The sequence below is a fragment of the Streptomyces sp. P9-A4 genome (assembly GCF_036634195.1).
Classification (GTDB): domain Bacteria; phylum Actinomycetota; class Actinomycetes; order Streptomycetales; family Streptomycetaceae; genus Streptomyces.
Genome location: NZ_JAZIFY010000001.1, coordinates 3,421,095 through 3,440,191, shown reverse-complemented (window position 1 = coordinate 3,440,191; position 19,097 = coordinate 3,421,095). Strand labels below are relative to the sequence as shown.

The 19,097-nt window shown below is 73.8% G+C and carries 15 protein-coding genes; 7 read left to right on the top strand and 8 right to left on the bottom strand.

The window, feature by feature from the left end:
* Positions 1-129 precede the first annotated feature (129 nt).
* The gene (locus tag V4Y03_RS15400; protein WP_332435288.1) at positions 130-903 is read left to right on the top strand and encodes a SigE family RNA polymerase sigma factor; all 774 of its coding nucleotides are present in this window, start codon (positions 130-132) and stop codon (positions 901-903) included.
* The gene (locus tag V4Y03_RS15395) at positions 900-2,105 is read left to right on the top strand and encodes a hypothetical protein (RefSeq protein ID WP_332435287.1); all 1,206 of its coding nucleotides are present in this window, start codon (positions 900-902) and stop codon (positions 2,103-2,105) included. Before V4Y03_RS15400 ends, V4Y03_RS15395 begins: the two co-directional genes overlap by 4 nt.
* A 21-nt stretch (positions 2,106-2,126) precedes the next feature.
* Here V4Y03_RS15395 and V4Y03_RS15390 read toward each other — a convergent pair whose 3' ends face one another.
* Both V4Y03_RS15390 and V4Y03_RS15385 read right to left on the bottom strand, forming a co-directional pair.
* On the bottom strand, positions 2,127-2,867 hold the full coding sequence (locus V4Y03_RS15390; RefSeq protein ID WP_317878268.1) for an SURF1 family protein: 741 nt from the start codon (positions 2,865-2,867) through the stop codon (positions 2,127-2,129).
* Positions 2,868-2,890: 23 nt separating this feature from the next.
* The gene (locus V4Y03_RS15385; RefSeq protein ID WP_332435286.1) at positions 2,891-4,726 is read right to left on the bottom strand and encodes a S9 family peptidase; all 1,836 of its coding nucleotides are present in this window, start codon (positions 4,724-4,726) and stop codon (positions 2,891-2,893) included.
* A 71-nt stretch (positions 4,727-4,797) separates the two neighbouring features.
* Here V4Y03_RS15385 and V4Y03_RS15380 point away from each other — a divergent pair, with 71 nt between their 5' ends.
* Positions 4,798-5,628 carry a class I SAM-dependent methyltransferase gene (locus tag V4Y03_RS15380; RefSeq protein WP_317878270.1) on the top strand — a complete coding sequence of 277 codons (831 nt, stop codon included), beginning with the start codon at positions 4,798-4,800 and terminating at the stop codon, positions 5,626-5,628.
* Here V4Y03_RS15380 and V4Y03_RS15375 read toward each other — a convergent pair.
* Positions 5,606-5,899: a DUF6191 domain-containing protein gene (locus V4Y03_RS15375; RefSeq protein ID WP_317878271.1), complete on the bottom strand. Its 294-nt coding sequence runs from the start codon at positions 5,897-5,899 to the stop codon at positions 5,606-5,608. The two genes, V4Y03_RS15380 and V4Y03_RS15375, sit on opposite strands and share 23 nt — an antisense overlap.
* A gap of 115 nt (positions 5,900-6,014) precedes the next feature.
* Here V4Y03_RS15375 and V4Y03_RS15370 point away from each other — a divergent pair, with 115 nt between their 5' ends.
* Both V4Y03_RS15370 and V4Y03_RS15365 read left to right on the top strand, forming a co-directional pair.
* A complete protein-coding gene (locus V4Y03_RS15370; RefSeq protein WP_332435285.1) occupies positions 6,015-7,415 on the top strand; it encodes a tetratricopeptide repeat protein in 1,401 nt (466 codons plus the stop codon).
* Between the two features lie 119 nt (positions 7,416-7,534).
* Positions 7,535-8,563, top strand: a complete 1,029-nt coding sequence (locus V4Y03_RS15365; RefSeq protein WP_332435284.1) for a YdcF family protein — start codon at positions 7,535-7,537, stop codon at positions 8,561-8,563.
* A 25-nt stretch (positions 8,564-8,588) separates the two neighbouring features.
* On the opposite strand, the gene V4Y03_RS15360 is transcribed toward V4Y03_RS15365, so the two are convergent.
* Positions 8,589-10,418: an alkyl/aryl-sulfatase gene (locus tag V4Y03_RS15360; RefSeq protein WP_332435283.1), complete on the bottom strand. Its 1,830-nt coding sequence runs from the start codon at positions 10,416-10,418 to the stop codon at positions 8,589-8,591.
* 187 nt (positions 10,419-10,605) lie between these two features.
* Here V4Y03_RS15360 and V4Y03_RS15355 point away from each other — a divergent pair, with 187 nt between their 5' ends.
* A complete protein-coding gene (locus V4Y03_RS15355; protein WP_332435282.1) occupies positions 10,606-10,887 on the top strand; it encodes a hypothetical protein in 282 nt (93 codons plus the stop codon).
* A gap of 54 nt (positions 10,888-10,941) precedes the next feature.
* Here the strand turns inward: V4Y03_RS15355 and V4Y03_RS15350 are convergent, their stop codons facing one another.
* From V4Y03_RS15350 to V4Y03_RS15335, 4 genes are all read right to left on the bottom strand, one after another.
* On the bottom strand, positions 10,942-12,117 hold the full coding sequence (locus V4Y03_RS15350) for a serine/threonine-protein kinase (RefSeq protein ID WP_332435281.1): 1,176 nt from the start codon (positions 12,115-12,117) through the stop codon (positions 10,942-10,944).
* Positions 12,118-12,258: 141 nt separating this feature from the next.
* Positions 12,259-13,134: a glycosyltransferase family 2 protein gene (locus tag V4Y03_RS15345; RefSeq protein ID WP_332435280.1), complete on the bottom strand. Its 876-nt coding sequence runs from the start codon at positions 13,132-13,134 to the stop codon at positions 12,259-12,261.
* Between the two features lie 156 nt (positions 13,135-13,290).
* Entirely contained in the window at positions 13,291-15,210 is a 1,920-nt protein-coding gene (locus tag V4Y03_RS15340; RefSeq protein ID WP_443079787.1) for a potassium channel family protein, read from the bottom strand.
* Positions 15,211-15,386: 176 nt separating this feature from the next.
* A complete protein-coding gene (locus V4Y03_RS15335; protein ID WP_317876669.1) occupies positions 15,387-16,448 on the bottom strand; it encodes a PucR family transcriptional regulator in 1,062 nt (353 codons plus the stop codon).
* A gap of 316 nt (positions 16,449-16,764) precedes the next feature.
* On the opposite strand from V4Y03_RS15335, the gene V4Y03_RS15330 reads away from it, so the two are divergent.
* Entirely contained in the window at positions 16,765-18,903 is a 2,139-nt protein-coding gene (locus V4Y03_RS15330) for a flotillin family protein (protein ID WP_332435279.1), read from the top strand.
* Positions 18,904-19,097: the final 194 nt, after the last annotated feature.

The window sequence follows — 19,097 nt, the reverse complement described above, 5'->3', positions numbered from 1 at the left end:
GTGTGACGCGGGACACGCTGCGAAGCAGGGCATCGGGGGAGAACGGTAGCGCATGGGGACGAACGGCTCACCGTCGAAATGGGTGGCGCACCCGTACAACCCTGCCGGGGGGAAGCGTGTCCAACATGCGTGGCAGAGGTACTCGACATCGCGATCATCGCCCCGCTGCGCGGCGCGGGCACGGCGTTGCTCCCCGTGCGGGGCACCGCGGGGGGCCCTGTGCGCGCCGGCGCGGGGCCCGCGCGCGGCGCTCCCGCCGATGCCGTACGCGGCTCCGCGGCCGGTGCCGTCCGGCGCCCGCGCCCGCTGGGCGGGATGCCGGTGATCGCCCGCATGCCGACCGGATCCCGTGCGAGCTCCGTGGACGGCATCCCCGCGCCCCGGACGAGCTCCGAGGGCAGCACGGCCGCCGGAACCACCGTCGACCACCTGACCGAGACCTACCGCGCCCACTACCGCTCGCTGCTCGGCCTCGCCGCGCTGCTCCTCGACGACACCGCCTCCTGCGAGGACGTCGTCCAGGAGGCGTTCATCCGCGTCCACTCGGCCCGCAAGCGGGTCCGCGAGCCCGAGAAGACGCTCGCCTACCTGCGCCAGACCGTCGTGAACCTCTCCCGGTCCGCGCTGCGCCGCCGCATCCTCGGCCTCAAGCTCCTGTCCAAGCCGATGCCCGACATGGCGAGCGCGGAGGAGGGGGCGTACGACCAGCTGGAGCGCGAGGACCTGATCAAGGCCATGCGCGGCCTCCAGCGCCGCCAGCGCGAGGTGCTCGCCCTGCGGTACTTCTCCGACATGACCGAGGTGCAGGTCGCCGAGGCGCTCGGGATATCCCTGGGCTCGGTGAAGGCGTACGGTTCGCGGGGCATCGCGGCGCTGCGCGTCGCGATGGGAGCGACGACATGAGCGAGGCCCCCGACAGGGACGGCGGGACCGGCGGGGCTCAGCGGAGCCACGCCGCCGGTGACGCCCGAGAAGAACGTGACGACCTGAGTGGACAGCGCATGGTGAACATCGAGCCCGGCCCCGGCGAGGGCCACGGGGACGACGAACTCGCGCTGCGGCGGCTGTTCCAGGGCGCCGTGTCCGGCCTGGAGCCCTCCAAGGGCTCGCTCGAACACCTGCGGCGGGCCGTGCCCGCGCGGCGCGCCCGCAAGCGGCAGGCCGTCGTGGGCGCCGCCGCCGCGGCCGTCCTCATCGGCACCGCCGTCCCCGCCTTCGTGCACGTCGCCGCGTCCGGCGGTGTCTCCGCCGCCGGCAACCCGGTGAACGCCGGGCACGGCGAGGAGGCCCAGGGCGGCACCGGCACCGAGACCGGGGTCGAGGGCGGCCAGAGCTCCAAGGCCCCGGCGAGCACCGTGTCACCCAGCCAGGGCGCCGACGAGGGCTCCCAGGGCAAGCCGCAGCGGCCCGGCAGCGGCGCCTCCGGCGACGGGTCCTCGCAGTCGCAGGGCGCGGGCCCCGGATCCGGGCCCCGGTGCGAGGCCGGGCAGCTCGGCGTCAGCGCGGCGGAGGCCGGCGGACCGGACGGCGAGGGCAAGGTCTACGGCACCTTCCGCATCTCCAACGTCTCCGCCCGGGACTGCGTCCTGGACGGCAGCGGCGTCGTCGGCTTCGAGGCGCGCGGGGCGGCCGACCCGGGCCGGATCTCGGTCGTCCGGCACACCTCCGGGGACGGCGGCAGCGGTCTGCCGGACCCCTCGCAGGAACTCTCCTCGATGCTCCTCAAGCCGAGCGGCAGCTACGAGGTGAAGTTCGTGTGGGTGCCGAGCGAGACCTGCCCGACCACCGGCACCACCCCGACGCCGACCCCGACCGAGCCGACCGAGCCGCCGACCACACCGCCGCCGACGCCCACCCCGACGGGTGGCACCGGCAACCCCGGCAACCCCGACCCCAGCGCGGGCTCCGGCGGCGCGGGCAGCGGTTCGGACGCGGGAGCGGGCGCCGGTACGGCCCCGCAGCTGCTCCGCGAGGACGGCGGCCTCGCCGACGGCAGCGTGCTGGTGAGCCACGTCGCGGAGCCGGGCGGCCCGGGAGCCTCGGCGACCGTCCCGAACGCCTGCGCGGGCACGATCTACCGCACCGGGCTCCTGAGCGGTTCCTGAGCGGCTCCGCGGGGGCTGGGCCTACAGGCCCAGCGCCTCGTCGCGGGAGGCCTCCGCCTCCCGGCGGACCAGGCGGAACCACATGAAGAGGACGAAGCCCGCGAAGACGAACCACTCCGCGGTGTAGCCCAGGTTCTGGAAGGCCTTCGCGTCCAGGCTCGTGCCCTCCGCCGCCGCCGCCGGGACCGGCGTCAGCCCGGCGGGGGAGTCCGCGAGGGTGACCCAGGCGTCGTAGACGTCGTCCGTGACCACGTTCACCAGGGACGCCGCGCTGATCATGCCGAGCTGCCCCTCCGGCAGCCCGCCCGCCGCGCTGACACCCTTCGTGCCCTGGGTCTCCGAGGCCTGGAGCGCGCCCACCACGGTGACCTCGCCCGCCGGCGGGGCCGGCACCTTCGCGCCCGTGGGGAGCCAGCCCCGGACCACCGGCAGCGACCGGCCGCCGTCCGTCCGCAGCAGCGTCAGGACATAGCTGCCGGTCCGGCCGTCCAGCTCACGGTCGGGGACGAGGAACTGCTCCCCGAACCGGCCGCGCGCCTCGGCCGGCCGGCCCGAGGTCTCCTTGTCCACCGGGAGCAGCGAGTCCAGCGGTGCCGCCTTCAGCGTGCTCGCGTCGGGCCGCTTCTCGGCCTCCTTGTGGGAGTCGACGCGATCCTCGAACTTGCCCAGCTGCCACGTCCCCATGAACACGCAGAACGGGATCGCCAGCAGGACGAAGACGTTGATCCCCCACCAGCGGGGCGTTCTCAGGAAGCGGTACACGCCCCCACGGTACGCAAACGGCCTCAGCTCTCCTTCGCCCGGGTCCCCAGGTGCTTCGCGGCGAACGCGAGGTCCAGGGCGACCTGCTTGATCCGCTCCTCCACCACGAGCGAGCCGTGCCCCGCGTCGTACCGGTACACCTCGTGGACCGCGCCCCTGGCCTTGAGCCGGTCCACGTAGTTGTCGATCTGGCGGATCGGGCAGCGCGGGTCGTTGACGCCGGCCGTGATGTGCACCGGGGCGGTCACCGCGTCCACGTACGTCAGCGGCGACGAGGCCGCGAACCGCTCGGGCACCTCCTCGGGGGAGCCGCCCAGCAGCGTCCGGTCCAGTGCCTTCAGCGCCTCCATCTCGTCCTCGTACGCCGTGACGTAGTCCGCGACCGGGACCCCCGCCAGACCGACCGCCCAGGCCTCCGGCCGGGTGCCGACGCCGAGGAGCGTCAGATAGCCGCCCCAGGAGGCGCCGGCGAGGACGAGCCGGTCCGGGTCGGCGAGGCCGCTCGCCACCGCCCAGGCGCGCACCGCCTCGATGTCCTCCAGCTCGATCAGACCGACCCGGTGCTTGAGCGCGTCCGTCCACTCCCGTCCGTACCCCGTCGAGCCCCGGTAGTTGACCCGCACCACCGCGTACCCGTGGTCGAGCCAGGCCGCCGGGCCCGAGGCGAAGGCGTCGCTGTCGTGCCAGGTGGGGCCGCCGTGCACCTCGAAGACCGTGGGGAAGGGGCCCTCGCCCGCCGGGCGCTGCACCAGTGCGTGGACCCTGCCGCCGGGGCCCTCCACCCACACGTCCTCCACCGGCACCGACGGCGGTGCCTTCGGGCCGGGCGGGTCGAGGACGACACCGCCGTCCGTGGACCGCACCACCGGCGGCTGGGCCGCCGAGGACCACAGGTACTCCACGCTGCCGTCGGGACGGGCTGTCGCGCTCGACACCGAACCGGCCGGGGTCTCCACCCGGACCAGGGCGCCGGTCGCGATCTCGTACCGCCACAGCTCGCTGCGGGCCTCGAAGCTGTGCACGATCAGCAGGCCGCTGCCGTCCGGATACCACTCGGCCGACACGTCGCCCGGCAGGTCGAGCGCGAGATCGGTCTCGGTGCCCGCCGCCACGTCCCAGAGCATCGGCTCCCAGCGGCCACGCCGCTGGTGCCCGACGAGCAGCCGGGTGTCCCCGTCGACCGGGGCGAAACCGAGCACCGCGAGGCCCAGCTCCTCCGTGCCGCCCTTGGTGTCGTCCAGCTCCGCGACCACACCCGCGTCCGAGGCGCGCAGCACCCGCAGCGCCGAGTGCATCGCGTCCCCGTGCTCGGTGTGCTCGACCGCGATCAGCGTGCCGTCGTGACTGAGGTCGCCGACCCCGGCCGACTCCCGGTGCCGGTAGATCTCGGCCGGGGCGTCCGCCCCCGGCCGTACGAGATGGATCGTCGAGCCGTCCTCGTCCGTGGAGCGGCCCACCACGAGCGTGCCCTCCCGGCCGATCGCGAGCCCCGCCGGGTAGGAGGCTTCGAGGCCGGGCACGGCCGGCTCGTCCGCCCCGCCGCCGAACGGCTGGCGCATCCACACCCCGAACTCGTCCCCGTCGGTGTCCGCGAACCACCAGATCCAGGCGCCGTCAGGGGACAGCGTGCCGTCCGTCGTGCCATTCGGCCGGTCCGTGACCTGCCGCTGCTCCCCGCTCGCCCGGTCCCAGGCGTACAGCTCGTACGTCCCCGTCGCGTTCGACACGAACAGCGAGCGGTCCGGGGCCTCCTCGGCCCACTCGGGCAGGGAGACGCGCGGTGCGCGGAAGCGCTGCTCCCACAGCGGGATCGGGTCGGTGGGCACGGGGCCGGGTCCGGCGTTGTCGCTCTGAGTCATGGCACCCATGATGCTCCGCACGACGGACAATCGGGTCGCGTCCCCCTCAACCTGTGGATAACCTCGCGGACATGTACTCCGCGACCCCCGAGGACTGGCGCGAGGCCAACCGCGCCCGCTGGGACGAGCGCGTCCCGATCCACGCAGCCAGCGCGTTCTACGACCTCGACACCTTCCGCGCGGGCAAGGACGCCCTGCGGGACTTCGAGCTCGCCGAGGTCGGTGACGTCACCGGGCGCAGCCTGCTGCACCTCCAGTGCCACATCGGTCTGGACACGCTCTCCTGGGCGCGCCACGGCGCCTCCCAGGTCGTCGGTCTCGACTTCTCCGAGCCGGCCGTCGAGACCGCCCGCTCGCTCGCCGCCGACCTCGGCCTCTCGCAGGACCGGGCCGCCTTCGTCGCCGCCGACGTGTACGACGCGGCCGAGGCCGTCCCGGACAACGCCTACGACATCGTCTACACGGGCAGCGGGGCGCTGTGCTGGCTGCCGGACATCGAGCGCTGGGCGGAGACCGCCGCGTCGCTGGTCGCTCCGGGCGGTTTCCTCTACGTGGCCGAGTTCCATCCGCTCACCGACTCGCTCGACGACGAGACCGGCAGCCGGATCGTGAACGACTACTTCGTCCGCGAGCCGTGGGTGGACACGACGCCCGGCACGTACGCCGAGCTCGACGCGGTCACCGTCCACAACCGCAGCGTGGAGTGGGTGCACCCGGTCGGCGAGGTCGTCACGGCGCTCGCGAGGGCGGGGCTGCGGATCGAGTTCCTGCGCGAGCACGACGCCTCGCTGTTCCCCCGCTACGGGGCGCTCCAGCAGCACGAGGACGGCTACTACCGCTTCCCGGCGGACCGCCCGCGCATCCCGCTGATGTACTCGGTCAAGGCGTCCCGCCCAGCCTGATCACGGCGCGCCCGCCCGTCAGGTCCACCGTCGAGCGGTTCGGCGGGGCGCCGTCCTCCTCGTCGTCCCGCAGCACCAGCGAACTCTGCCGCTCCTTGAGTTCGTTCTGCTTGCCCTGCGAGAAGGTGGCGTGCAGCTGCTCGAAGCCGGTCGAGGAGACCTGCCCCGTGCGCTTCCCCCGGCCGGTCATCCGCAGCAGCTGATCGGCGAAGGCGATCACGGTCAGCAGGATGACCAGACCGGGCAGCGTCACGAACACGGCGAACTCCATGTCTCCATCAGAACACGACCACCCGGATCGGGTCACGGGTCGGGGCATGACCTTGCCCGCCGCGGGGAGCACCCCCAGGATGTTGAATGAGTGACTGATGGGGAGAGAGTGATCAATGGCGCGCACAGGGTCCGGTGGACCGGCCGGGACGGCGATGCTGTGGGGGGAGCGGGTGAGCGCCGCCCAACTCGACGCCGCCGAGCGGGGCTACGCCCTCTGCGGACCCGCCGAGCGGCTCCTGTGGGAACGGCTCTCCGTCTTCGAGGGCGCCTTCGGCCTGGACGCCGTCCAGGAGGTGTGCGCCTCGGAACTGCTGCCTCCGGCACGGATCCCGGCGGTCCTCGACCGGCTCGCCCCGCTCGCCCTGCTGCCCGTCGACGACCTCTTCGACGGCGAACCCGACGCCCCCCGCTACTGGATGCCGCACCCGGTGCGGGCGGTGGGCGCCCGGCACCTCACCGGGCGCGGCGACCGCGGCTCCGTCGTCCCGCGCCACCGGCGCTGGTGCGTGAAGACCGCCCGGCGGGCCGCGGACTGGTGGCAGAGCGGCCGGCAGCTCGACGCCCGGGACCTCGCCCTGCGCGAACTCCCCGACCTGGCCGCCGCCATGGACCCGACGAACGCGTGGCCCACCCCGGGCGACGAGGCCGCGGCGGCCGTCGAGGTCGCCGTCTCCCTCTGGTTCCTGTGGGTGGCCTGCGGGCGGGTCGACGAGGGCCGCAACCGGCTCCGGCACGCCCTCTCCCTGCACACCGAACCCCCCTCGGCCCGGGCCCTGTGGCTCGCCGCCTTCCTGGAACTGGAGTCCGGCCGTCCCGAGGACGCCGAGCCGATCCTCGTCCGGGCCTGGGCGGCGGCGGTACGGGACGGCGACGAGCGCGCCCTCGGGATGCTGGCCCATCTGCGGGGCGCGACCGCGCTGTTCCAGGGGCGTACGGACGCGGCGGCGGAGGAGTTCCGGGACGCGCTGGCCCTGGTGGGGGAGCGGACCGATGTCGGGCCGAGCCGTCACGGGTGCTGGGTGGGCCTGGCGCTCTCGCTGTGCCGGACCGACCCGGAGGCCGCGCAGGAGGCGCTCGACCAGTCGGACCGGGAGCACCGGACCCGGCGCGCCTGGGCGGGCCGTGACCTCTACTCGGAGTCCTGGGCTTCGCACGTCCGGGCCGAACTCGCCGCCTGGGACGGGGACCCGGAGCGGGCCGCGGGCCACGCCCGGCGGGCCCTGCGCGAGCATCTGCGCCTCGGTTCGTCGGTGGGCGCGGCGGCCGCGGCGGAACTCCTGGCCCAGATGTGGTCGATGAGCGGCAGGAACGACCGGGCGGCCCATCTCCTGGGCGCGGTGGACGTGTTGCGGAGCTCGGCCTTCGACCCGTCGTACCGGCCGGCGGAGTACTGCGCGGCGATCCGCGCCCGCATCGAGCGGGCACTCGGCTCGCTGCTCGACGACCCGGAACTGCGGGACGCCTACGAGGAGGGCGCCAGGCTGGGCCTGTTCACCCTGGCGGAACGCCGGTAGGCGCACGCGGAACGCCGGTGGGCGCACGCGCGAGACCGGATGGCCGGGGCCCGCCGCGAGTTTTCCACAGATGCGTCCGCGCTCCGTCGGAGGCCGGTTCCGCTGTCTACGATGCCGACATGTTCGCCTTCGTCGTGGCCGCCGTCTTCCTGCTGCTCTTCGGGGCCGGTGTGCTGCGCGACCGGCGCCGCTTCGGCAATGCCGTGTACCTCGGCCTCGCCGTCACCTTCCTCGGGCTCGGGCTCCTCGCCGGGATCGAGGACGCCCCGCCGGGCGTCGCCGAGACCGCGATGGTCTGCGGGCTGCTCGTGCTCGGCCTCGGCCCGGTCGTCCTCGCCGGGCTGCTCTGCGCGAACGGCGTGAAGATGGTCCGCAAGGAGGGCAGACGCCCGGCCAACCTGCTGTCCCTCCTCGCCGGGCTCGGCATGTTCGGGGTGATGGGCCTGGCCGTGGCCGCCGTCGTCGCCCGCTCCTGGGTCCTCGGCCTGATCGTCGGCACCACGCTCCTCGTCCTCGGTTACGTCTCCTTCCTCTTCCTCTGCTTCATCGGATACGCCTTCCTCTACGGGCGCATGCGCATCCGCCGGGACGCCGACTACGTGGTGGTCCTCGGCTCCGGCCTGATCGGCGGCCGGCGGGTGCCCCCGCTGCTCGCGAGCAGGCTGGACCGGGGACGGCAGGTGTACGAGATGCTGGCCGCCCGCGGCCGGAGCCGGAGCGGCCCGCCGGTCCTCATCACCTCCGGCGGGCAGGGCCCCGACGAGGAGGTCCCCGAGTCGCACGCCATGGCCGACTACCTCGTCGAGCGCGGCTTCCCGGCCGGCGCGGTGGTGCGCGAGGACCGCTCGCGCACCACCGACGAGAACATGCTGTTCAGCAAGGAGCTGATGGAGCGGGACCGGCCGGGCTCCTCGTGCGTGATCGTCACCAACAACTTCCACGCCTTCCGGGCCGCCCTCACGGCCCGAAGAGCGGGCGTCGACGGCCAGGTGGTGGGCTCTCCGACCGCCGCCTACTTCTGGCCGTCGGCGATCATGCGCGAGTTCGTCGCGGTCTTCCTCCAGTACAAGGTGGTGAACCTGGGGATCTGCCTGACGCTGATCCTGCTCGGGGTGCTCGCCGGGCTGGCCGGGCTGGCGGTCCGCTGACCGGCCGGGGCCGTCGGGAGGCGGCTCACGGGGTGACGACCGGGAAGTCGGGGTCGGCCTTCGTCACGTACGAGAAGAGGCGGGCGAGCAGCGCGGGGTCGCCTTCCACCCCGATCCCCAGCTCCTGGAGGCCCTGGCCGGCCAGCAGGCCGAGCAGCTGCGCCTTGGCCAGGGTGAGGGTGAGCCCGGCGGGCGTCCGGGGCTCGCCCGTGACGGCCCGGTGGGTGAGGGCTCCGTTGTGGAGGGTGAGGCGGTGGCGGGCGTTCTCGTCGCTCAGGACGAGATCGATGGTCAGCTCGTCGTCCCAGGCGCGCGGTCCGTCGACGCGGATCGCGATCGAGTCGATGACCATCGGGACCGTGAGGGCCATGAGCATCTCGGGGTTCGTGAGTTCGACGATGTCGGAGCGGGGTCCGTCGCGGAGCTCCTTGGCTCCCGTCAGGTAGAAGTTGCGCCAGGTGCCGTTCTCGGCGCCGTGCCCGAGGCGCTCGTAGACCTTGGCCAGCGTCTCCTTCGCCTCGGCGTCCTCCGGGTCGGCGAAGACGATGTGGTTGAGCAGGGTCGCGGCGAAGCGGAGGTCGCCCGCCTCGACGTACGTACGGGCCTTGGCGAGGGCGGCGGCCGGGCCGCCCGCCACCTCCACGTACCGCTCGGCGAGTTCGGCCGGCGGCTGTTCCCAGAGGTGGGCCGGGTTGCCGTCGTACCAGCCCAGATAGCGCTGGTAGATCGCCTTGGTGTTGTGGGAGAGCGAGCCGTAGTAGCCGCGCGCGTGCCAGGACTTCTCCAGGGCGGGCGGCAGCTGGATCCGCTCGGCGATCTCGACGCCGGTCAGGCCGTCGTTGAGGAGGCGCAGCGTCTGGTCGTGCATGTACGCGTACAGATCGCGCTGCTCGGACAGGAACCGCACCACGTTGTCGTGGCCCCAGGTCGGCCAGTGGTGGGAGGCGAAGCCGACGTCGTACCGGCCGTGGAAGTACTCGATGGCCTCGTCGAGGTACCGGGCCCAGATCCGGGCGTCGCGGACGACGGCCCCGCGCAGGGTCAGCACGTTGTGCATGTTGTGCGTGGCGTTCTCGGCCAGGCACAGGGCGCGGTGGTCGGGGAAGAGGAAGTTCATCTCGGACGGGGCCTCGGTGCCCGGGGTGAGCTGGAAGACGATCCGCACCCCGTCGACCGTCTCCTCCTGGCCGGTGCGGACGATGTCCACGGTCGGCGGGATGAGGGTGATCGTGCCCGTGGAGGTGGCCTGCCCGAGGCCGATGCCGATCTGGCCCTCCGGCGACTTGGGCAGCATCACGCCGTACATGTACCCGGCGCGGCGGCCCATCGCCCCGCCCGCGTACACGTTCTCGCTGACCGCGTGCTCCAGGAACCCGGCGGGCGCCAGGATCGGGATGCCCTCCTCGGTGCCGTGCGGCAGGATCCCGCGGGCGCCGCCGAAGTGGTCGCCGTGCGAGTGGGTGTAGATCAGGCCGGTGACCGGGCGGTCGCCGCGGTGCTCCCGGTAGAGCGCGAGGCCGGCGGCGGCCGTCTCGGCCGAGATCAGCGGGTCGATCACGACGATCCCGCGCTCGCCCTCGACGATCGTCATGTTGGAGAGGTCGAGCCCGCGCACCTGGTAGATGCCCTCGGTGACCTCGTACAGGCCCTGCCTGGCGCACAGCCGGCCCTGGCGCCAGAGGCTCGGGTGGGCGGTGCCGGGGCACTCGGCCTTCAGGAAGCCGTAGGCGTCGTTGTCCCAGATCGTCCGCCCGTCGGCGGCCGTGATCACGCCGGGGACGAGGGCGCCGAGGAAACCCCGGTCGGCGTTCTCGAAGTCGGTGGTGTCCTCGAAGGAGGGCAGGGTGTCGCTCATGTGCCGGGTGCTCCGTTCCGCGGGGGCGGTGTGCGGCGTACCGGTCCATCTGAACACCGGGGCCGTACGGCCGCACTCCGGCGGCGATCAGCGCCGGGGCGCGCGCCGACGCCCGTACCGGGGCCCAGTGCGAGCGGCGGGAGCGGGCCTTCCTGCCTACTCTTGAGAGGAGGCGAGAAGGTGACCCATGAGGCAACGCCACCACTTCCACATCGACTACCTCGGGCACTCGGTCTCCGCGACCGTCGAGACCGGTCACACTCCCGCCGTCGAGGTCCTCGTCGACGGCAAGGAGACCGGCTACGCCACGACCAGGGACGACCGGCCTGTGTCGGTCCCGATCGAGCTGCCGACCGACCCGCCGACGACGGTGACGGTACGGGCCACCCCGGGGCCGGGCGTACCGCGCTGCATGCTGCTCGCGACGGCGGACGCGGATCCGCAGGTGATGGCGCCGAGGCTGTACTGACACCGGGGGCGTGCCGGGGGGAGTGCCCGGGGCGTCTGCCGTGACGCGGCGCGCTCAGGAGAGCCAGGCCATCCCGATGACCAGGAAGACGACGAAGGCGATGGCCCCGGCCACGGCGGCCGTCTTGCGGGGGCGGCGCCGGGAGAGCTCGGCGAGCCCGCTGCCGCTGACGGAGCCGGGGCGCTCGCGGCGCCGGGACGTGGGTGCCTGCGGGGCGGTGGAGGCGGGCGCGGGCCGGGTGTGAACGGCCGGCGGCGGCGGACCGGGGTGGTGCTGCGGGGCGTGCGGCGCCTGCGGGGCCGCCTGGGCGTGCGAGCCGTGAGTGGTGTGCGAGCCGTGCCCGGTGTGCCCGGTCCGCGGTGCGTGAGCGGGGTGCGGTGCGGCGGCCGGGCGGGCCTGTGCCGGGGCCTGCTGCGAGTAGGCGCGCCAGGCGCCGGAGGAGAACCAGTCCGCGATGGCCTGCGCCGGGGGCCGCTGCTCCGGCTGCTTGGCGAGCAGGCTCAGCAGATACGTCTCGAAGTCGGGCGGCAGTACCACCCCGAGTCTGCTCGGTGGCACCGGAGGGGTGTCGATGTGCTGGTACAGCAGCGCGGTCGCCGTGTCCGCGCGGAACGGCGTGCGCCCGGTGAGGAGTTGGTAGAGCACACAGCCCAGCGAGTACACGTCCGACGCGGACGAGGCGGGCTGCCCGAGGGCGCGCTCGGGCGCCAGGTACAGCCCGGTGCCCACGATCTGACCCGTCGTCGTGAGCGCCCCCGAGGGGTCGTCGACGAACCGCGCGATGCCGAAGTCGGCGAGCTTGACCGTCCCGTCGGCGTCGACCAGCAGGTTCCCCGGCTTGATGTCCCGGTGCACGACGCCCTGCCGGTGCGCGGCGGCGAGCCCGGCGGCGGCGTGCGCGGCGACCACGGCGACCCGCTCGGCGGGCAGGACCAGCGGATCGGCGGGGGTGCCGGCGAGGCTGTCGCCCTCCACCAGCTCCATGACGAGGAAGAGCTTTCCGTCCCACGTGCCGAAGTCGAAGACCCCGACCACATGCGGATGGCTCAGCCGGGCCGCCGTCTGCGCCTCCAGGCGGAACCGGTCACCGGCGGAGGGGTCGGCCGCGTGCGCCAGCATCAGCTTCACGGCCACGGACCGGCCGAGCACCTCGTCGGTGGCCTGCCACACCTCGCCCATGCCGCCCCGGCCGATACACACATGAAGCCGATATCGGTCCGCGACCAGCACCTGGAGACCACCCTTTCGACGATCGATCAACTTGACGGAAGACAACCAGCGTAGAGCCGCCCGCCGGCGCCGCTCGCCGCGCTCCCCCCGAGCGGGCCTCCGCCGAGAGTGCTCCCGCCTCCGAACCGGAGGACCGGAGGATCAGAGGACCGGCGGGCGGCCCAGCCGGGTCATGCGCCACACCGTGCGCCACCGCATCGGCCTGCGGGGGCCGCACGGCGTCCGTACGCCCTCGAAGAAGCCGCCCCACCACGCCCGCTGGGCCGTCAGGGACCGCGTCCGCACCAGGGTGAGGAGCATCCACACGCCGAGGTGCACCGGGACGAGGACGGCGGGCAGCCGGCGGCGGGTCAGCCAGACCCGGTTGCGGGCGGTGAACCGGTAGTGGCCGGCGTGCCGGGCCGGTGAGGTCTTCGGGTGCTGGAGGACGAGTTCGGGTTCGTAGAGGATCTTCCAGTCCGCGTCGAGCGCCCGCCAGGCCAGGTCGGATTCCTCGTGCCCGAAGAAGAACTCGCCCGCCCACAGGCCGGTCTGCCGGAGCATCGGCATGGAGAAGGCGTGCCCGCCGCCGAGGAAGGCGGTCACGAGGCCGCGCCGCATCGGGTCGTCCGCACGGAGCCGGGGGATCCAGCGCCGCTCGGTGTGTCCGTGCTCGTCGGCGACCCGGAACCCGACGATCCCCAGCGCCGGGTCCTCCGCGAACAGCTTCTGGACCCGGCGGAACACGTCGTCCGCGATGAGCAGGCCGTCGTCGTCCAGCTCGACGACGACGTCCACGTCGCCGGAGTCCCGCAGCAGTTCGAGGCCGACGTTACGGCCGCCGGGGCAGCCCAGGTTCTCTTCGAGCGGGATCCTGGTGGCGGTGGTCACGACCTCGGTGAGGGGCGTCGCGTTGCCCACGAGCACGACCCGCGCGGCGGGCACGTCCTGCGCGGCCACCGAAGCGAGCAGCGCCTCCAGTTCCCGCGGGCGCGTGCCCATGGTCACGATGACGACTCCGATACGGGGCAGCGGCATGGCGGTGAACTCCAGTGATCGACAATCCGCCGATGCTAGCGCCGCCGCCGTGCCCCGCCCGCAACCCCTCCCCGCCCGCTACCCCTCCCGGCCCGCTACCCCTCCCCGCCCGCTGCCCCTCCCGGCCCACGTCCGCCCTCAGGCGCCTCAGGCGCCTCAGGCGTCGCGGTCCGCGGGCCGCCGGGCGAGCAGTTCGGCCAGGCCGCGGCGGGTCGCGGCGATGACCACGCGGTCCTCGGGCCGCAGGACGTACCCGGGATGGAGTTCCCACAGCAGCTCGGGCCGGTCGCCGTCCTGGCGCGCGGACGCGAGGTCGGGGCGGCGGGCGGCGGGGACGGCCGTGTCGAGTGCGAGAACCCGCCAGCCCCCGGGCCGGAACGCCTCGGCGACCGTACGGCCCTCGAACTGCGGGTGCCCGGCGACGAGCAGCGCGGCGAAGAGCAGGACCTTCCGCTCGACCGGGATCGCGCCCAGGATCTGGCGGCCCATCATGGCCCCGGCGAAGGCGGGCGCGGCGAGGTGGCTGACGCTGCGGCTGCGGGTGAGCGCGTCCGGGTAGGCGGTGCGCAGCGTGCGGTGGACGGCGGTGGCGAAGTCGTCGTCGAACAGGCGCAGCGCGACCCGCAGATCGGCCTTGGCCGTACGGGCGGAGAGCGCCGCCTCCAGGTTCGTGGTGTCCGAGCTGGTCAGGGCGAGCAGGGCGTGGGCGCGGTCGATCTTGGCCGCCTCCAGGACGCCGTCCTCGGTGACGTCCCCGAGGACGACCGGCACGTGGAGGCTCCGGGCGAGCGGGATGCCCCGGGCGTCGGGGTCCTCCTCGACGCAGACGACGGGGATGTCGAGCTCGCGCAGCCGGGCGAGGACGCGGGTGCCGACCTTCCCGAGCCCGAGCAGCACGACATGGCCGGACAGCCGCCGGGGCGGGCGGCGCAGCGCGCTCGCGTCGCGGAAGGTGCCGAGCGCCTCAAGGCCTCCGGCGACGAGCAGCGGCAGCAGGGCCAGGCCGACGAGACCGGAGAGCAGTTGCAGGACCTGGTGGGTGACGGGCGCGCCGAGCGCGGGGTCGTTGATGGAGAACAGGTCGAGCAGCGTGAGGTAGGCGGCGTGCACCGGGTCGGCGTCGGTCAGCAGCGTGGTGACGCAGGTCAGGGCGAGGACGGAGGCGAGGAACCCGGCGACGGCCCAGCGCAGCCGGACGGAGAACAGCTCGCGCAGCGGGGCGCCGCGGCGGGCCAGGCGTCGTACGGGCAGGGCGGGACCGGCGTACCGGACGGTCTCCAGGACGACGCTGCCGCGCCCGCCGGTGCCCGCCACGGTCAGGTCGTCGGGCAGCAGGTGGGGGCCCTCCCGGTCGGCCTCCGAGCCCTCGGCGCCCGCCGGGTCGGTCGTGGTGGACGAGAGCAGCGCCAGGGTGCAGAGCCCGGCGTCCGGCACCTCGCCGCGTACGGGCGGGGGGCGTTCGGCTGCGCGCAGCAGGACGCCGTCGGCCTGGACGACCTTGCTCGTGCCCGCGACGGCGGTGGCGGCGAGGGCGGGCGCGGCGGTGTCCGCGTCGGACAGGACGGTGGTGGAGGCGTCGAGGACGGCCCGGTTCAGGCCGGGCGTCCGCACCAGCGCGGCCTGGTCGAGCAGCGCCTCAAGGCGCTGGCCGAGCTTGCGGTTGTACATCCGCACCACGAGCCGGACGCCGGGGTTGAGGCGGCGGGCGGCGAGCGCGGCCCGGAGGTTGGTCTCGTCGTCCTCGTAGAGCAGCGCGAGGGCGGTCGCGCGGTCGGCCCCGGCGCGCAGCAGCGCGGCCGCGGTCGGGGCGGGCGCGGTCATGACCCGTACGGGCAGGACGAGACCGCCACCGGTCGTGTCGCCGGGATCGGTGCCCGGCGCGGTGACCGGCCCGTCCGGGGGTTCCGCCGCCCGCTGGGCGGCCCATTCCTCGGGGACGACCAGGACGACCCGCTGTCGGTAGACGTCCCGCAGTTCGTCGGCGAGGCGGTGGGCGAGTCCGTCGTCGCCGCAGACCAGCATGGGCCCGTCGGTCCGGGCGCCCCCGTCCCCCTGCCGCGGCACCGTCCCCGCCATGTCTCCCCCGCCCCGCCCCCGTCCCCGGGCAGCCCGGGGTCCCGCCATCGTGGCACCGCCGCGTGCGCCGGGTCACTGCCGGACGTCGGCAGCGTTCACCCGTGCCCGGCGCCGTACGGGGCCGCCATGGTCGTACGAGGTCGCCGCAGCCGCCGTACGGGGCTTCCCCGGCGCGATCAGAGCTCCCGCGTCGGCCAGTTGAGGAGGCGGGCGCCGATGACGGCGGTCTGGAGGGTGTAGCGCTGGGTCGGGTCGCCCGGGTCCGAGCCGGTCAGCCGGTGCACGCGGTCGAGGCGGTAGGTCACGGCGCGCACGCTCAGGGAGAGGCGGCGGGCCGCGTCGGTGGTGACGCAGCCGGCGTCGAAGTAGGCGGTGAGGGTGTCGAGGAGCGGCCGGGCGCCGCCGCGGGCCTGCTGGAGCGGGCCGAGCACCGTGCTGACCAGGTCCTCCATGGCCTGCCGGTCGCGGGTGAGGACGGGGTAGACCAGGAGGTCCGCCGCGTACAGGACGGGGTCGTCGAGTTCCATGCGGTCGGCGAGGTCGAGCGCGTTGAGGGCTTCCTCGTACGAGTGGACGACGCCGCCCGCGCCGGGGTGCGGCCGGCCGATCGCGACCCGGCCGCCGTTCGTCGCGGCGTACGCCTGCTTGGCGAAGTGGCTGAGCACCTCGGGCTCGTCGGCGGGCGCGACGCAGATCAGCCGGCCGTCCTTGGTGGTGAGCAGGAGGCGGCGGGCGCCGAACCGGGCGAGCAGGGAGGACTCGACGCTCCGGGAGACCGGGTAGCCGTCGGCGTACGGCTCCGGCCCCTGGGCGACGGCCACCACGTGGGCCTGCGAGAACAGCAGCCCGAACCGCTCGGCGCGCTCGGCCAGCCGGCCGAGGTCGCTGCGGCCGTAGAGCAGGTCGTCGATGAACTCCCGTCTGGCGGCCTCCTCCTGGCGTACGGCCAGGGTCTGGGCGCGCTCGTGGCCCTCGGCGAAGGCGTCGACGGCCTGCTCTATGACGGCGAGGAGCCGGTCGGGATCGGTCCGCGGCGCACCGGACTGGGCCGCGCGCGCGGCGGCGAGATGGGCCCGGACGAAGAACCGCAGCCCGAGACCGGCCTCGGCGGCCCCCTCGCCGCGCGAGCGCAGCCCCTCCAACTCCTCGCGGGTCAGCCGTCTGCCGGTCGCGCAGATCTCGGCCAGCAGCTCGGCGTACCCCTCCAGGTACTCCGATCCCCCCGTGCGTTCCGCCATGTTTCCCTCCCGGGTCCCCTGTGCCCCGGCGCGTCACCGGCACACGGTGATCAAGAGTGCCAGCCGGGAGCGTCCCCGGCATAAAGAAGGCGTTAAAGGTTGCCGGTCACCGGCAATGCGCACGCGCGTACCCCGGGTGCAGGATGGATTCATCCGGGGCACGGGCAGCGGTTCCTGTGCCGGGGGCCGGAAGTGTCCGTGCGTCAGGGGGAGGGGAGTCACCGCCCGCCCGGACGGCACCCCCCTGACCCCTTTGGTCACACGTCACACGCCACGCGTCTCACCTCGCGCGGCACACCTCACCCGAGGACTTCTCATGGATGCCATCACCACGGGCGCCGGCGTGCTCGGCGCCGTCGTCCTGCTCTTCGCGCTCGCTCTCGTCTTCGTGCTCAGCCGGCTGTTCCGCAAGGTCGAGCAGGGCAAGGCGCTGATCGTCTCCAAGATGCGGAAGGTCGACGTCACCTTCACCGGGCAGGTCGTGCTGCCGGTGCTGCACAAGGCCGAGGTCATGGACATCTCGGTGAAGACCTTCGAGATCTCCCGCACCGGCCGGGACGGACTGATCTGCCGGGACAACATCCGCGCGGACATCCGGATCTCGTTCTTCGTACGGGTCAACAAGACCGTCGAGGACGTCATCAAGGTCGCGCAGGCCATCGGCACCGAGCGGGCCAGCCACCAGGAGACCCTGGAGGCGCTGTTCCACGCCAAGTTCTCCGAGGCCGTCAAGACCGTCGGCAAGCAGCTCGACTTCACCGACCTCTACACCAAGCGCGAGGAACTGCGGTACCGGATCATCGAGCTCATCGGCATCGACCTCAACGGCTACCACCTCGAGGACGCCGCCATCGACCACGTCGAGCAGACGCCGCTGAGCCAGCTCGACCCCGGCAACATCCTCGACGCCCAGGGCATCCGCAAGATCACCGAGCTGACCGCCCTGGAGAACGTCCGGACGAACGAGTACCGGCAGAACGAGCAGAAGGAGATCACCCGGCAGAACGTCGACGCCCGCGAAGCCATCCTGGAGCTGGAGCGGCGCCAGGCGGACGCCGAGATCAAGCAGAAGCGCGAGATCGACACCTCGCGGGCCCGCGAGGAGGCCGAGACCGCCCGGGTGGTGGAGGAGGAGCGGCTGCGCGCGCAGAGCGCCTTCCTGCGTACGGAGGAGCAGCTCGGCGTCCAGCGGGAGAACCAGGCCCGCGAGGTCGCGGTCGCGCAGAAGAACCGCGAGCGGGTCATCGCCGTCGAGAACGAGCGGATCGAGAAGGACCGCCTGCTCGAAGTCATCGCCCGCGACCGGGAGACCGAACTGACCCGCATCTCCGCGGAGAAGGAGGTCGAGGCCGAGCGCCGCGACATCGCCGAGGTGATCCGCGAGCGCGTCGCCGTGGACCGCACGGTCGCGGAGCAGGAGGAGTCGATCAAGCGGCTGCGGATGGTCGAGGAGGCCGAGCGCACCCGTCAGGCCGTGGTGATCGCCGCCGAGGCTGAGGCCCAGGAGAAGCTGGTCAAGGACATCAAGGCGGCGGAGGCGGCCGAGCAGGCGGCCGTCCACCGGGCCGCCGAGGAACTGACCCTGGCCGAGGCCCGCAACAAGGCCGCCGACATGGACGCCCGCGCCAAGATCCGGCTCGCCGAGGGCGTCCAGGCGGAGGCCGCCGCGGCCGGCCTGGCCGCCGTGCAGGTCAGGGAGAAGGAGGCCGACGCGATCGAGAAGGCCGGCCGCGCGGAGGCGGAGGCCACCGAGGCCCGGCTGCGCGCCGAGGCCGTCGGCGCCCGGGAGAAGGCGCTCGCGGAGGCCGTCGGCACCCGCGAGATCGCACTCGCCGAGGCGACCGCGATCGGCGAGAAGCTGAAGGCGGAGGCCGCCGGTCTGACCGAGAAGGCGGCGGCGATGGCGGCGCTCGACGACGCCTCCCGTACGCACGAGGAGTACCGGCTCCGCCTGGCGGCCGAGAAGGACATCCGGCTGGCCGGCCTCGAAGTGCAGCGGCAGGTCGCGGAGGCCCAGGCGACGGTCCTGGCCACCGGCCTGGAGCACGCCGACATCAGCATCGTCGGGGGCGAGTCCGTCTTCCTCGACCGGCTGGTGCAGTCGGTCTCGATGGGCCGGTCCGTCGACGGCTTCATGGACCACAGCCGTACCGCGCAGGCGCTCGCCGGCCCGTGGCTGAACGGCGAGGGCTCCTTCACGGAGGACCTCACCAAGGTGCTCGGCTCGCTGTCCACCGGCGACGTGCAGAACCTCAGCGTCTCGGCGCTCCTGACGAAGGTCATGAACTCGGGAGTGCTCGACGGGGCCACGGGGGCGGGCCTCACGGCCGCGATCGGGAACGTGAACGGGAACGGGAACGGCGCCACCGTCACCGCGAACGGATCCGTCACCGCGAACGGCACCGCCACCGCGAACGGCACCGCCAGGGGCGACACCGCCGCCCTCACCAGCTGACCGCACCGGGGGGAGCGGTCACGACGGGTCCGGTGCCGCACGGGGGAGTCCGCGGCACCGGACCCGCAATCATCACGCCACGAGGGGAGCAGGACCGGATGAGCACCGGAAGCGAGTCGGGCCGGATGAGCACCGGGACGGACGAGAGCCGGAGGGGCTCCGGCGCGGACCGGGACCGGACGGGCTCCGGAACG

What these genes read in the sequence shown, in the direction of transcription:
- V4Y03_RS15395 (WP_332435287.1), top strand. Translation starts at nt 900, where the DNA reads ATGAGCGAGGCCCCCGACAGGGACGGCGGGACCGGCGGGGCTCAGCGG.
- V4Y03_RS15385 (WP_332435286.1), bottom strand. Translation starts at nt 4,726, where the DNA reads ATGACTCAGAGCGACAACGCCGGACCCGGCCCCGTGCCCACCGACCCG.
- V4Y03_RS15380 (WP_317878270.1), top strand. Translation starts at nt 4,798, where the DNA reads ATGTACTCCGCGACCCCCGAGGACTGGCGCGAGGCCAACCGCGCCCGC.
- V4Y03_RS15375 (WP_317878271.1), bottom strand. Translation starts at nt 5,899, where the DNA reads ATGGAGTTCGCCGTGTTCGTGACGCTGCCCGGTCTGGTCATCCTGCTG.
- V4Y03_RS15370 (WP_332435285.1), top strand. Translation starts at nt 6,015, where the DNA reads ATGGCGCGCACAGGGTCCGGTGGACCGGCCGGGACGGCGATGCTGTGG.
- V4Y03_RS15365 (WP_332435284.1), top strand. Translation starts at nt 7,535, where the DNA reads ATGTTCGCCTTCGTCGTGGCCGCCGTCTTCCTGCTGCTCTTCGGGGCC.
- V4Y03_RS15360 (WP_332435283.1), bottom strand. Translation starts at nt 10,418, where the DNA reads ATGAGCGACACCCTGCCCTCCTTCGAGGACACCACCGACTTCGAGAAC.
- V4Y03_RS15355 (WP_332435282.1), top strand. Translation starts at nt 10,606, where the DNA reads ATGAGGCAACGCCACCACTTCCACATCGACTACCTCGGGCACTCGGTC.
- V4Y03_RS15345 (WP_332435280.1), bottom strand. Translation starts at nt 13,134, where the DNA reads ATGCCGCTGCCCCGTATCGGAGTCGTCATCGTGACCATGGGCACGCGC.
- V4Y03_RS15340 (WP_443079787.1), bottom strand. Translation starts at nt 15,210, where the DNA reads ATGGCGGGGACGGTGCCGCGGCAGGGGGACGGGGGCGCCCGGACCGAC.
- V4Y03_RS15335 (WP_317876669.1), bottom strand. Translation starts at nt 16,448, where the DNA reads ATGGCGGAACGCACGGGGGGATCGGAGTACCTGGAGGGGTACGCCGAG.
- V4Y03_RS15330 (WP_332435279.1), top strand. Translation starts at nt 16,765, where the DNA reads ATGGATGCCATCACCACGGGCGCCGGCGTGCTCGGCGCCGTCGTCCTG.